Here is a 12,775-nt window from a genome sequence, read left to right on the forward strand (position 1 = left end):
GCCCGGCGCGGGGTGGCCGAGCTGACCAACACCATCCTCACCGCCGACGAGGTACGTGACCTGGTCGAGCGCATGCTGCGGACCTCGGGCCGTCGGGTCGACCTGTCGTCACCTTTCGTCGACGCCACGCTTCCTGATGGGTCCAGGCTGCACGTCGTCATCCCCGACATCACCAGGGCTCACTGGCACGTGAACATCCGCAAGTTCGTGGTTCGTGCCGACCACCTCGAGGACCTGGTCGCCCTCGGGACGCTGACCGCGCAGGCCGCCCGTTTCCTCGACGCGTGCGTCGTCGCCGGGCTCAACATCCTGGTCGCGGGGGGAACCCAGGCCGGCAAGACCACACTGCTCAACTGCCTCGCGGCGTCCATCCCGCCTCGCGAGCGCATCGTCACCTGCGAGGAGGTCTTCGAGCTGAAGATCCCGCTGCGCGACGTCGCGAGCATGCAGTGCCGTCAGCCGAGCCTCGAGGGCACCGGCGAGATCCCGCTACGGCGCCTGGTCAAGGAGGCGTTGCGGATGCGGCCCTCGCGGATCATCGTCGGCGAAGTCCGGCAGGCGGAGTCGCTCGACCTGCTGATCGCGCTCAACTCCGGTGTACCGGGCATGTGCACCCTCCACGCCAACTCCGCCCGGGAGGCCATCGTCAAGATGTGCACCCTGCCGCTGCTCGCCGGCGAGAATGTGGGATCGCGCTTCGTCGTGCCCACCGTCGCGGCGTCGGTCGACATCGTCGTGCACCAGGCGATCGACCGTGACGGCGTCCGGCGGGTCCACGAGATCGTCGCCGTACCCGGTCGCGTCGAGGGGGACGTCGTCGAGATCGCCGACCTGTTCGTCTGGCGCGGTGGGACGTTGCGGCGCGTCGACGGGTTCCCGCCGCACGTCGACCGGTTCGAGCGGGCCGGCTACGACGTGAGCGCCCTGCTGGCGCAGGAGGACTGATGCGCGCTCTCGGCATCGGGCTGCTCCTCGGAGTCGGCCTGTTCTGCATCTGGTGGTCGATGTGGCCGCGGACCGGACGCACCACGAGTCCGACCCGTACAAGCGTCTCCGCCCGCCTCCAGGACGAGATCACCCAGGCTGGCTATGCCAGCGTCACCCCGGGCAACGTCGTCACCGCCTGCGCGGTGGGCGGCCTGCTGGTCTTCGTCCCGGTCTACGCCATCACTGGAGTCATCCCCATCGCCTTGTGCTTCGGCCCGATGGCGGCGTATGCGCCGTTGGCGTTGGTTCGCAGCCGGGCCCGCAAGCGGCGGACGCAGATGCGTGACCTGTGGCCGGACGCGGTTGACAACATCTCTTCGGCCGTACGCGCCGGGTTGGCTCTGCCCGAGGCGCTCAGCCAGCTCTCGATCCGCGGACCGGAAGAGCTGCGGCCGGCGTTCGCGGCGTTCGCCGAGGACTACCGGGCGACCGGGCGGTTCTCGGAGTGCCTCGACCGGCTCAAGGACCGGTTGGCGGATCCGGTGGGCGACCGGCTCGTCGAGTCGCTGCGCATCGCCCGCGAGGTCGGCGGGTCCGACCTGGGCCGCCTGCTGCGGACGTTGTCCACCTTCCTGCGCGAGGACGCCCGGACCCGCGCCGAGCTCGAGACCCGGCAGGGATGGACCGTCAACGCGGCTCGTCTCGCCTGCGCCGCCCCCTGGATCGTGTTGGCAATGCTGGCTTTCCAACGCGACTCGCTGCACGCCTACAGCTCGGCGACCGGTGCGCTGGTCCTCGCGATCGGCGCCGGCCTAACGGTCGTCGCCTATCGGCTGATGGTCCGGATCGGGCGCCTCACCCAGGAAGAACGGGTGCTGAGATGACCTGGCTGAACGCGCTGGCCGGGGGCGGGTGGAACTGGACCGGCGCCCTGTGCGGGGCCGTCGTTGGCTTCGGGCTGTTCCTCGTGCTCGTCGGCATTCCCGCTGCGCGACGTCCCGGTCTCGAGGCCCGCCTCGAGCCCTACCTGCGTGACGCGCCCCGTCCGTCGCGGTTGCTCGCCCGCTCTGAGGGCGTCTCCCTCGCTGGAGTGTCCCGGATCTTCCAACCCCTGGTGGCCGACCTCGGGACGGCCGTCGAACGCGTGCTCGGCGGTGCCGCTTCGGTACGCCGGCGCCTCGAGCGCGCCGGGCAGCCGCCCGACGTGGAGCGGTTCCGCGCCGAACAGGTCATCTGGGGCGCCGTCGGCGGGTTGGTGGGAATCGTCGTCGGCGGCCTCGCCATCTTCACCCGTGGCGCCGAACCATTACCCATCGCAATCCTCGTGGTGTGTCTCGTGATCCTGTGCATCATTGCTCGAGACCAGTGGCTCACCCAGCAGGCCAACCAGCGCGAGCAGCGGATGCTGGCCGAGTTCCCCACCATCGCCGAGCTGCTCGCCCTCGCGGTCAGCGCGGGAGAAGGCGCCACGGGAGCGCTCGAGCGGGTCTGCCGACTCTCACATGGCGAGCTGTCCGCCGAGCTCGGCAAATGTCTCGCCGAGGCCCGGGCGGGCGCCAACCTCCCGACCGCCCTCCAGGGCCTCGCCGACCGCACCGGACTCGCCAGCCTGGCCCGGTTCGTCGACGGCATCGTCGTGGCCGTCGAACGCGGTACGCCGCTGGCCGAGGTCCTGCGCGCCCAGGCGCAGGACGTGCGCGAGACCTCGCGGCGAGCCGTCATGGAGGAAGGCGGCAAGAAGGAGGTCGGGATGATGGTCCCGGTCGTCTTCCTGATCCTCCCCGTGACCGTGCTGTTCGCGATTTTTCCCGGAGTTGCTTTCCTGCAGCTCGCGGTCTGAGAACATATGCCCGCTTCACGTCAGCACTACCTCTCTAGGGCAAACACAGGCATACTCACCCGGTTGCCACGACATCCCCTCCGTCCCCCCGTACGAACAGGATCTCCCATGACCCACTTCACCACTCGTCTCGCTGCTCGTCTCGCCACCGAGCTCGCGACGCGGGGGACCCGGATCGGCCGACGCGACCGGGGTGACGTCCCCGGCTGGGTCCTCATCACCGTGATGACCGCCGGTCTGGTCACCGCCATCTGGGTCCTGGCACGCCCCGCCCTCGAAAGCATGTTCACCACGGCCCTGAACGGCGTCAAGGGCCCGTGAGAGGGCGGCGCCTCGGAATCCCTCGTAGGGTCCGGTGCGCCCTCCTCCTGCGACGTGACCGGGGGTCGGCCGTCGCGGAGTTCGCGATGGTCAGCGGGCTCGTCGTCGTGCTCGGCATGGGGATCTTCCAGCTCGGGCTGGTCCTCTACGTCCGCAACGCGCTGATCTCGAGCGCGTCCGAAGGCGCCCGGCTCGGGGCCCGTTCCGGCTCGTCGCTGGGTGAGGCTGTCTCGCGCACGCAGGACCTCATCCAGCGTGACCTGTCCGCGTCCTACGCCGGCGGCGTCACCGCGACCACCGAGACGACGAGCGCCGGAGTACGCGTCGTCGAGGTCACGATCACGGCTCCAACGCCGGTCATCGGGCTGCTCGGGCCGACGGGCTCGATGACCGTGCACGGCCGCGCGTTCGAGGAGGCGCAGTGACCGGCCTCCGCCGCGCCCACGACGCGCTGCTGCGCCGGCTGATCTTGCGTGCCGGTCGCCGCGACGACGGTCGGGCCATCATCGAGTTCATCGCGATCGGCCTGCTGGTCCTGCTGCCCCTGGTCTACCTCGTGATCACCCTCGCCCGCGTGCAGGCGGCAGCGTTCGCCGTATCAGCGGCGGCTCGCGAGGCCGGGCGGGCCTTCACCACGGCCAGCAGCGACGGCTCGGCGTACGCCCGCGCTCGCGCCGCGGCCGGCCTCTCCTTCGAGGACTACGACTTCGGGCCCGACAGCACGGTGACCATTGTCTGCGACGGGTCCCCGTGCCTGCGCCCGTCCGGACGGGTCGAGGTCCAGGCGCAGGTCGCCGTGCAGCTGCCGCTGGTCCCCGACTTCCTGACCGGGTCGATCCCGGCGTCCGTACCGGTGTCGGCCACCCACGTGGCGACGGTCGACCGGTTCCGGGGGATCGTGCCATGACCGGTATGCCTCGTGTCCCCGGCGACCTGACCGGCAAGCCTCGCGTCCCCGGCGAACCGAACGGCGTGGGCCGGAGCCTGATCTCGAGGGTCGTCCCCGAGCTCGTCCGGGGCGTCGTGCCCCGCCGGCTGGCCGTGCTGCGACAACGCCGGGACGAGGGTCAGGTGAGCATCCTTATCTTCGGGCTGCTGGTGATCGTGCTCATCCTCGTCATCGGTGGCATCGACGTCACCGCCGCCCAGATCGCCCGGACCCGCCTGCTCGACGCCTCGGACTCGGCGGCCCTCGACGCGGCCAACGCGTTGGACTCGGCCGCGGCCTACTCCGGCGGGATCGGCAGCTCCATCGTCGTGAGCAACGCGACCGTCGAGAGCGCGGCGGCGGCCAACCTCGCCTCTCGTCCGAGACCGGGCGGGATCAGCTCCTGGCAGACGGCGGCCGGCACCGGTACGACCGACGGGCATACGGCCGTCGTCGTCGTGCAGGGCGTGGCTGACCTGCCGATGACCGGCGGCCTGCTGCGCGCGCTCGGCTCGTCGGTGACGATCACCGTCGAGTCCCGGGCTCGCGCCCCCCTGCAGTAAGGGCAGACGGCGCAGCGGCGTCGCGCCCGCGCCCACCGGAAATGACGCTGCTGTACTGGCGCAACATGCCGCAACATGCCGCAACATGCCGCCATATTGGCGCCATGACCAGCGTGCAGATCAAGGAGGTTCCGGGGCAGACACACCGCGTCCTTCGGGCGCGGGCTGCTGCCGCCCACCAGTCGTTGCAGGAGTACCTGCGGGCCAAGCTGATCGACGACGCGAACCAGCCGACGCTGGACGAGGTCCTGGACCGGGCCGGCGGGAGGGACGGGGGTCTGATACCCCTTCAGGAGGCCGTGGCGACGCTTCGTTCGGACCGTGCTCGTCGTTGACGCCAGCGTCCTGGTCGTCGCTCTCGCGGATGCCGGCCAAGACGGGGATGTCGTTCGCGACCGACTTCGCGGCGAGCGCCTGGCCGCGCCCGAGATCGTGGTGATCGAGGTCGTTCGCCGCACCGCGTGAAAGGTTCGTCCCCCTGGGAGGGGACAGAACCTTCACGCCACCGGAACTGCGCCCGCCTCAGCCGCCGCCGCTACAGCCGCGGCGATCTCCTCGGTGATCAGGTCGGCGTTCACCGCGCCACCCGCCATCGCACCCATCCCCATCGCGACGGGGACGTTGGCCTGCGGCGTCGCGACGTTGCCCGCCGCCCACACCCCGGGGACGCTCGTGCGACCGGACGGGTCGGTGGTGACCCACGTCGTCCCGAACATCTCGGACATCTCGGCTCCGAGCCCGCTGAGCAGCGAGTCCTGCGCCACTACGCCCGTCGCCAGGAAGATCGCGTCGAGCTGGACCCGCTCCCCGTCGGCCATCTCGACACCGGTGAGCCGACCGTCCTCGCCCAGCACCCGGCGTACCCCTCGCTCGTCGACCCGGATGCCACGAGCCAGCAGCGCGCGACGCTCCTCCTCGGGTAGCTCGACTCCCGCCGCGCTGAGGTAGACCAGGTCGGAGGTCCACTGCCGCAACAGCTGGGCGTGGTGGGTGCTGAACGGACCGGTGGCGAGCGCCCCGATCCGGGCGTCGCGAACCTCCCAGGCGTCGCAGTACGGACACACCGCGACCCCACGGCCCCACAGCTCGGCGAGGCCTTCGATCTCGGGCAGCACGTCGCGCAGACCCGTCGCGACAACGAGGCGGCGAGCGGACAGCACCTCACCACTCGCCAGCGTCACCGTGAAGCCCACCGCATCGCCTTCCCAGGCCACCGCCTCGGCCACCTGCTCCGAACGCACCTGAACGTCGTAACGTTCGAGCTCACGCCTCCCGTCCTCCAGCAGCGCCGGCGGCGAGGTGCCGTCGCGTCCCAGCACGCCGTGCATGTGAGCGGAGAACCGGTTCCGCGGCTGGCCGCCGTCCAGGACCAGCACCCGGCGGCGCGCTCGGCCCAGCATCAGCGCAGCACTCAGACCCGCACTCCCGCCGCCGACCACGATGACCTCCCACGTTGTCTCACTCATGGCTCCACCGTGCAGGTAGGGCTACAGTTGCGGCAAGTGATCTTGCAGAAACAGCAAAGTGAGGTATGCCGATGCCCCAGGCCCAGGTCGGTGAGGTACTTGCGCTGGTCGCCCCTCGTCTGCGCGAGCTGCGCCAGCGCCGGGGGCGAACCCTCGCCGACGTCACCCGGGACACCGGCATCTCGACCAGCACGCTGTCGCGACTGGAGTCGGGCCTGCGGCGGCCGACGATCGACCTGCTCCTGCAGCTGGCGCACACCTACGACGTGCCGCTCGACGACCTGGTCGCCGCGCCGGCTGCGAAGGACCCGCGGGTGCGGTCCCGCGCGTTCCGTCACCACGGGGCCACCTATCTGCCCCTGACGAGGCGCGCGGAGGGGCTGCAGGCCTACAAGATCGTGCTCCCGGGCCGGCGTCATGACCGGGTCGTCACGCAGGGCGCGCACGACGGGTACGACTGGGTCTACGTCCTGTCCGGGCACCTCCTCCTCGCGCTCGGCGAGGAGCGGGTCGTCCTCGAGTCCGGCGAGGCCGCGGAGTTCGACACGACGGTCCCGCACGCCATGGTCAGCGCCGACCGTTATCCGTGCGAGCTGCTCTGCCTCGTCAGCAGCCAGGGCGAGCGCGTGCACATCCGCAACGTCCAGCCGTGACCGCTGAGCTACCCGGTCAGGGGGTCGACAGCGCCTTCTTGATGTTGCGCAGCAGCGGGCTCTCGGCCACCGAGACCTCCAGCTCCGGTGCGATGCCCTGACTGCCCTGACTGCCCTGGCTGCCCTGACTGCCCTGACTGCCCGGAGCACCGGGAGTCTCGGCAGCCCCAGGAGCGCCGCCACCAGGGCGGACCGCCCGCAGGACCGAGGCGATGAAGGCGGGGTTCGAGTCGCGGGCGAGCACGCGCGGTGTCGCCGCCGCCGGGTCCTGGTCCGCCCGCGGCGGCTGCCCACCCGCGCCGCCGGACCGGAACGTCGTGAGCCGCCCCAGCAGGTCGAACCAGAACGGCGCCCCCACGGTGACCAGCACCGCAGTCAGGCCCCAGCCCAGCAGGTGCCCGAGCCACCAACCCACGCCGCCGATCTCGGACCCGACCCAACCGACCGGGATCGACAGCTGGGTCAGGTCGGCCGTGGTGCGGGCGACGTCGGCGAGCGCCGTGGCGTCCTTGCCTTGGCCGACGTTCTGAGCCGCGGAGATCACCGACTGACGAACCACCGGACCCGTCCACAGCCGCGCCACGACGTCGGGCGTGGAGGAGTTGGTCGCGACCGCGAGCAGAAACCCGATCACCCCGACCGACAGGCTCGCCTGCCGCTTGTATGCGTCGGACAGCCGGCCCATTGCCTCGTCAAACCATCGCTCGAGGCCAGCCCGCAGCTCGAGGGCATCGTTCTCCGCCTCCTGCAGCAGCATCTCGATGCGTTCACCGAGCAACCGCGGGACGACGTGGTCCGGCGACTCGCCGGCCTTGGCGGTGAGCTCGAGGGTGGCATCCGCGAACGACTTCGCCGACAGGTATGCCGGTGGCGCGCCTCCCGCGGCGGTGGTGGCCGCGGCATACACCGAGGTGTGCCGCAGGCTCGCGAGTGCGGCCGCCGCGTCGGCTCCGTTGTTGCGATTGCCGCCGAGAAGCTCACCGAGGGCCCGTTCGAGGTCCTTCGCGCGCTTGCGGGTCAACCGGTTGGCGGTCTCGAGCAGGCTGGAGGCCGCCGTGGCGAGGATGAACAGCATGAGGACCAGCCCGACGGCGGTGTCCAGTGCCTGCGACCCGAACATGGAGCCGACCCTAGGGGCTGGGGACGACAGGCCCGGGACGCTGCTGAGCTCGGCACGGACACATCGCCGTCTCAGTCGAGGTGGGCGAACTGCGGCCACACCTGGTCCCAGGGCAGCCGCGCCGCACGGCATACGGAGACTGGCTGGCGCTGCTCCTCGTTCGAGACGCCGACCCCGTTGTCCAGTCGGGCGGCCACCGTGCAGGTGGCGTTGCGCCCAGCGATGGTCCCGGCGCCCCGGCCGACCACAATCGCCACGGCCCGCGTCGCCGGCGGCCGTGCGACGAACCACAGCTCGTTCTGGCCGCTCAGCGGCGTAGGCATCCCGAGAGGCGGTCCGTACCGCGCGATCGCCCCCGCCTCGCCGTAGTTGTCCGTGATCACGACGAGGCCGTCCCGTTCGCCGGGCGGCAGGCTGTCGCGGACAGCGGCGACCTGGGCCACGTAGGCCGGCCAGCCGACCTGGTCGCGAGCCACCTGGTTGATCCCGGGCACCGGCGTCCTGCCGAGCGCCGACACCGGCACGAGGGGGAGCGCAATCACTGCTGCGACACAGCAGTTGACCACCACGAGTGCAGTGACGACCCTGCGTCGCCACGGGCGCGACAGCCAGGCGGCGACCGGGACGCACCCCGCGGCATACAGGACCGCGAGCAGGCCGAGCGGGTAGTAGACCTGCCCGGCAGACAGGAACGACAAAGCCAGCAGCGCCGGGAACGCGACCCCGAGGAAACGGACAGAGCGCCAGTCGGGCCGCCGGAGTAGGGCCACCCAGCCGGCGACCCAGACGGGGACGAGGACAGGTCCGAGCAGCAGAAGCAAGGTCGGCCACATCTGGACCCGGTTCGCCGGACCGTTCTTCGCGGTGAGCGCACTGCCCATCGAGAGCTGTGGCCAGGAATGCGTCGCCTGGTAGACGAACGCGGGGAAGGCCAGGACCGCGGCCACGGCCATCGCTGCGGCAACCCACCGCCACGGCTGCCGGCGCGGACCGACCGCCACCAGACCGACGGCGAGAGCGACGACGAGCATCGCGATGAGCAGCTTGTTGTAGGTCGCGAGCCCGACCACGAGACCTGCGGCCAGCCACCAGCGCGGGTTCTCGCGGTGGACGGCACGTACGACGAACAGGGTCGCCGCCAGCCAGGCGACCAGGTCGGTGCCGGTGGTCAGCATGACGTGGCCGAACACCAGGGGGAACGCGGCGAACCCGTAGCCCCAGGCCCCCAGCCCCTGCGCGAGCGCGCCCCCGCCCAGCTCGCGCACGAGGAGCGCGACGAGCAGCACGGCAGCGACGGCGGCAAGAGTTGCCGGGACGCGTATCGCCCAGACCTCATCGGAGACCAGGGTCGACATCAGGCGGACGACCGCCGGTGCGAAGGGCGGCTGGTCGACATCACCCCACGCCGGCGGCAGCATCCGGAAGTAGAGCTCGTCGCGGTGGTACCCGTAGCCCCCGCTCGTCACGGTGAGGACGACCGCGAGCGCCACCATCGCTGACCCCACTGGCCGCCACGCCAGCGCCGGTATGCCTGCGGCCGAGGTCTCGGTCACCCGCTCCGCTGTCGCTTCGCTCGCCATGACGGGAAACTAGTCCTCATGAGTCGCCTGCCCGCCTTTGTATTTGCCGGTGCCACCTCGGTCGTCACCGGCGCCGCCAGCGGGATGGGGGAGCAGCTTGCCCGCCAGCTCGCGGATCGGGGCAGTGACCTCGTCCTGCTCGACCGCACCGGCGACCGGCTCACCGAGATCGCCGCCGAGATCACGGCCGCCCACCCCGAGCGGGCGGTCGAGACGCATACGGTCGACCTCGGTGACGCGGACGCACTCCGTGAGGTCGCAGTCCGGATCCGGGCGGCGCACCCGCAGGTCGACCTGCTGGTCAACAACGCGGGAGTCGCACTCGGGGGGCTGTTCGAGCAGATGACGCTGGAGGAGCTCGACTGGGTGATGGCGATCAACTTCCGGGCGCCGGTTGCCCTGACCCACCACCTGCTGCCGGCGTTGCTGGTCACGCCAGGCGCCCATCTGGTGAACACCTCGAGCGTGTTCGGCCTGATCGCACCGCCCGGGCAGACGGCGTACTGCTCGAGCAAGTTCGCCCTCCGGGGCTGGAGCGAGTCGATGCGCTCGGAGCTGGCGCCCCACGGGGTCGGTGTCACCACCGTGCATCCCGGTGGGATCGCGACGGCGATCGCGCGCACCTCGCGGGCAGCGGGCGGCCTGGACGAGCAGGACGCCGAGCGGGGCAGGGCGTTCGCTGACCGGTTCCTCACCTATCCCGCCGACCGGGCGGCGACCGTCATCCTCGAAGCGGTGCGCCGGCGCCGGCCCCGGCTGCTCATCGCGGCGAGCGCACGCATACCGGATGTGTTGCAGCGGGCGTTTCCCGCGCACTACACGTCCGTGTTCGGGCTGGTGCAGTCCCGGCTGGTCAAGTCCGGCTTCAGCAGCCGCGCCGTGAAAGGTTCGACCCCCCATGAGGGGTCGGAACTTTCACGGCACCGTACCTGACGTCACCCCGGCCACCCTTCGAACCGCTCACCGAACGCCGCACGGTCTCAACCAATCCCGCCAGCCGCGTTGTCGCAGCACGGCGCCGACCTCGACGGCCAGCTCGCAGGGGCTCGGTACGAGGTCGGTCCAGTAACAGCGCAGCGTGACCCGTCCGGTGACGGCGGCCGTCCGGTCGCGACGCCCGTCGCGCTGCTGGTCCGTCCACGCCGCATGCCCGAGGCGGCCGTCGATCTCGACCACGACGCCGAACCCCTCGTACTCCGCGTCGCGCCGTCCATTGCGCCCGAACCGCACCTGCCGCCGACTCTTCGGAAGGCCGTGGGCCCGTTCGACGTCGCGGACGTAGCGCACCTCGGCAGCGCTCTCCGAACCTGTCGCCACATCGCCGAGCGCTTCCAACAGGACGGCCCGGTATGCCTGCCGCGCCCTGGCCGCAAGGGCCGCGGCGAGCTCGGCGGAGGATGCCAGACGGAGGTCGATCGCTGTGGCCGCCAGGGCGATCGCCCTGTCGACGGGGTGACCGACAGCCAGGTCGAAGACGGTGTGGGCCGCCTGGACCCGATGTGGCCACGCGTGTGGGTCGACCCGTTCGACTGCGTACCGGCTCCGGGTGACCGCGATCCCGGGTCGGTTGTGGACGATGCGGCTCGACGGGACCACGACCTCCACGAGGTGCGGTTCGGCGCGGACCAGGCCCCACGCATACCCGGCGCTGGCTCGGGACAAGGCCGCTCCGTCCCCGGCGACCAGTAAGGCCGCGGTAGCCCGAACGGACCAGTCGCGCCGCCCCGGCGTCGTGAGGTAGACGTCCCGGTGGACCCTCACCCAGCGCCCGGCCCGCAATTGGCACTCGAGGGTTTTGGGGGACACTCCGGCGCCGATCAGCTGCGCCCGCGTCACGAGCCCGAACTGGCCGGCAACCCGGGCCGACAGCAGCCGGCTCGGTGAGGTCCACATCCACCCACTCTGGCAACGCCTCGCCGACCCGGCCGGTCGCCATCCACAGGGCCCGGCCAGTGTGAAGAATTCGACCCCCCAGAGGGGGATGGAACTTTCACGGTCGGGCGGACCGGGCCGCTGAAGTAGGCTGGAACATCGTGGCTGTGGACTTCCAAGAAGAGATCAAGGCCCTGCGCGCGACGATGGACTCGGTCCGCGACGTGACCGACCTTGACTCGGTCCGCGCGCAGATCGTCGACCTGGAGAGCCAGGCGTCCGCTCCGAACCTGTGGGACGACCAGGACAAGGCGCAGCAGGTCACCTCGGCGCTGTCCCGGGCGAACTCCGAGCTCGAGCGGGTCACGAGCATCGACAGCCGGATCGACGATCTCGAGACCCTCGTCGAGATGGGCACCGAGGACGGCGGCGACGCCGAGACCATGGCCGAGGCGGAGCGCGAGCTGGCCACCTTGACCAAGGACGTCGGCGAGCTCGAGGTCCGCACCCTGCTCTCCGGGGAGTACGACGAGCGCGAGGCCGTCGTCACCATCAGGTCCGGAGCCGGGGGCGTGGACGCCGCCGACTTCGCCGAGATGCTCATGCGGATGTACCTGCGCTGGGCCGAACGCCACCACTACCCCACGACGGTCCTGGACACCTCCTACGCCGAGGAGGCGGGCCTGAAGTCGGCGACGTTCGAGGTCAAGGCCCCGTATGCGTTCGGGCACCTCACGGTCGAGGCCGGGACGCATCGGCTGGTCCGGATCAGCCCGTTCGACAACCAGGGCCGTCGGCAGACGTCCTTCGCGGCCGTCGAGGTGATCCCGCTCATCGAGAGCACCGACTCCATCGAGATCCCCGAGAACGAGATCAAGGTCGACGTCTTCCGCTCCAGCGGGCCCGGCGGACAGTCAGTCAACACCACGGACTCGGCCGTCCGGATGACGCACATCCCGACCGGCATCGTCGTGTCGATGCAGAACGAGAAGTCGCAGATCCAGAACCGCGCCGCCGCCCTGCGCGTCCTGCAGTCCCGGCTGATGCTCGTCCGCAAGGCCGAGGAGGACGCCGCCAAGAAGGAGATGGCCGGCGACATCAAGGCGAGCTGGGGCGACCAGATGCGGTCCTACGTCCTGCACCCTTACCAGATGGTCAAGGACCTGCGCACCGAGCACGAGGTCGGCAACACCTCGGGGGTCTTCGACGGCGACATCGACGGCTTCATCGAGTCCGGGATCCGGTGGCGCCGGACCGGCGAGAAAGAGGCCTAGGAACCCCTCTGGCAGGGGTCGGCGCCACCCGGCTGGTGTGAGATCGGCCACTCCGGCCCGGTTGTTGCCGTATCGCGACCTGTCCAGCCGCGTTTCATGAAGATTGTGTGACAGTCCAGGCGCTACTCTGTGAGGGCTAGCGTCGTGGGACCACGAGGTCCTCGGCGCCGTTTGATGATGACCTCCTCGCGGCCACCGCCGGGCGGTCACGGTGACCGGGGACGGAGACGT

The 12,775-nt window shown here is 70.8% G+C and carries 16 protein-coding genes; 12 read left to right on the top strand and 4 right to left on the bottom strand.

Annotated features, from left to right (window positions below; all coding sequences use genetic code 11):
* From ABI385_RS02410 to ABI385_RS02450, 9 genes are all read left to right on the top strand, one after another.
* Positions 1–945: ATPase, T2SS/T4P/T4SS family (locus ABI385_RS02410; RefSeq protein WP_348102136.1), on the top strand; the 945-nt coding region annotated here is incomplete at its 5' end.
* Positions 945–1,811 carry a type II secretion system F family protein gene (locus tag ABI385_RS02415; RefSeq protein WP_348102137.1) on the top strand — a complete coding sequence of 289 codons (867 nt, stop codon included), beginning with the start codon at positions 945–947 and terminating at the stop codon, positions 1,809–1,811. The genes ABI385_RS02410 and ABI385_RS02415, both read left to right, overlap by 1 nt.
* Positions 1,808–2,767, top strand: coding sequence for a type II secretion system F family protein (locus tag ABI385_RS02420; RefSeq protein ID WP_348102138.1), 960 nt, complete (start codon positions 1,808–1,810; stop codon positions 2,765–2,767). Before ABI385_RS02415 ends, ABI385_RS02420 begins: the two co-directional genes overlap by 4 nt.
* Before the next feature lie 108 nt (positions 2,768–2,875).
* On the top strand, positions 2,876–3,088 hold the full coding sequence (locus ABI385_RS02425; protein WP_348102139.1) for a hypothetical protein: 213 nt from the start codon (positions 2,876–2,878) through the stop codon (positions 3,086–3,088).
* Positions 3,085–3,513 (top strand): TadE/TadG family type IV pilus assembly protein, encoded by a 429-nt coding sequence (locus tag ABI385_RS02430; protein WP_348102140.1) that lies wholly within the window; start codon positions 3,085–3,087, stop codon positions 3,511–3,513. The genes ABI385_RS02425 and ABI385_RS02430 overlap by 4 nt, the downstream gene beginning before the upstream one ends.
* A complete protein-coding gene (locus ABI385_RS02435; protein ID WP_348102141.1) occupies positions 3,510–3,995 on the top strand; it encodes a pilus assembly protein in 486 nt (161 codons plus the stop codon). The genes ABI385_RS02430 and ABI385_RS02435 overlap by 4 nt, the downstream gene beginning before the upstream one ends.
* The gene (locus tag ABI385_RS02440; protein WP_348102142.1) at positions 3,992–4,579 is read left to right on the top strand and encodes a pilus assembly protein TadG-related protein; all 588 of its coding nucleotides are present in this window, start codon (positions 3,992–3,994) and stop codon (positions 4,577–4,579) included. The genes ABI385_RS02435 and ABI385_RS02440 overlap by 4 nt, the downstream gene beginning before the upstream one ends.
* A 104-nt stretch (positions 4,580–4,683) precedes the next feature.
* Positions 4,684–4,914, top strand: a complete 231-nt coding sequence (locus ABI385_RS02445; protein WP_348102143.1) for a FitA-like ribbon-helix-helix domain-containing protein — start codon at positions 4,684–4,686, stop codon at positions 4,912–4,914.
* A complete protein-coding gene (locus tag ABI385_RS02450) occupies positions 4,901–5,044 on the top strand; it encodes a hypothetical protein (protein WP_348102144.1) in 144 nt (47 codons plus the stop codon). The genes ABI385_RS02445 and ABI385_RS02450 overlap by 14 nt, the downstream gene beginning before the upstream one ends.
* Positions 5,045–5,076: 32 nt before the next feature.
* Here ABI385_RS02450 and ABI385_RS02455 read toward each other — a convergent pair whose 3' ends face one another.
* Positions 5,077–6,045: an NAD(P)/FAD-dependent oxidoreductase gene (locus ABI385_RS02455; protein ID WP_348102145.1), complete on the bottom strand. Its 969-nt coding sequence runs from the start codon at positions 6,043–6,045 to the stop codon at positions 5,077–5,079.
* Positions 6,046–6,110: 65 nt separating this feature from the next.
* Here ABI385_RS02455 and ABI385_RS02460 point away from each other — a divergent pair, with 65 nt between their 5' ends.
* The gene (locus ABI385_RS02460) at positions 6,111–6,698 is read left to right on the top strand and encodes an XRE family transcriptional regulator (protein WP_348102146.1); all 588 of its coding nucleotides are present in this window, start codon (positions 6,111–6,113) and stop codon (positions 6,696–6,698) included.
* A 16-nt stretch (positions 6,699–6,714) separates the two neighbouring features.
* On the opposite strand, the gene ABI385_RS02465 is transcribed toward ABI385_RS02460, so the two are convergent.
* Positions 6,715–7,818, bottom strand: coding sequence for a hypothetical protein (locus ABI385_RS02465; RefSeq protein WP_348102147.1), 1,104 nt, complete (start codon positions 7,816–7,818; stop codon positions 6,715–6,717).
* 71 nt (positions 7,819–7,889) lie between these two features.
* On the bottom strand, positions 7,890–9,398 hold the full coding sequence (locus ABI385_RS02470) for a glycosyltransferase family 39 protein (protein ID WP_348102148.1): 1,509 nt from the start codon (positions 9,396–9,398) through the stop codon (positions 7,890–7,892).
* A gap of 18 nt (positions 9,399–9,416) precedes the next feature.
* Between ABI385_RS02470 and ABI385_RS02475 the strand changes: the two genes are divergently transcribed.
* Positions 9,417–10,331, top strand: coding sequence for an SDR family NAD(P)-dependent oxidoreductase (locus tag ABI385_RS02475; protein WP_348102149.1), 915 nt, complete (start codon positions 9,417–9,419; stop codon positions 10,329–10,331).
* A 27-nt stretch (positions 10,332–10,358) separates the two neighbouring features.
* Here the strand turns inward: ABI385_RS02475 and ABI385_RS02480 are convergent, their stop codons facing one another.
* Complete coding sequence (locus ABI385_RS02480; RefSeq protein ID WP_348102150.1) at positions 10,359–11,291, bottom strand: type IV toxin-antitoxin system AbiEi family antitoxin domain-containing protein; 933 nt, start codon at positions 11,289–11,291, stop codon at positions 10,359–10,361.
* Positions 11,292–11,431: 140 nt separating this feature from the next.
* On the opposite strand from ABI385_RS02480, the gene prfB reads away from it, so the two are divergent.
* The gene (gene prfB, locus ABI385_RS02485) at positions 11,432–12,544 is read left to right on the top strand and encodes a peptide chain release factor 2 (RefSeq protein WP_348102151.1); all 1,113 of its coding nucleotides are present in this window, start codon (positions 11,432–11,434) and stop codon (positions 12,542–12,544) included.
* Positions 12,545–12,775 lie beyond the last annotated feature (231 nt).

Source organism: Lapillicoccus sp. (assembly GCF_039935575.1).
Classification (GTDB): domain Bacteria; phylum Actinomycetota; class Actinomycetes; order Actinomycetales; family Dermatophilaceae; genus Lapillicoccus.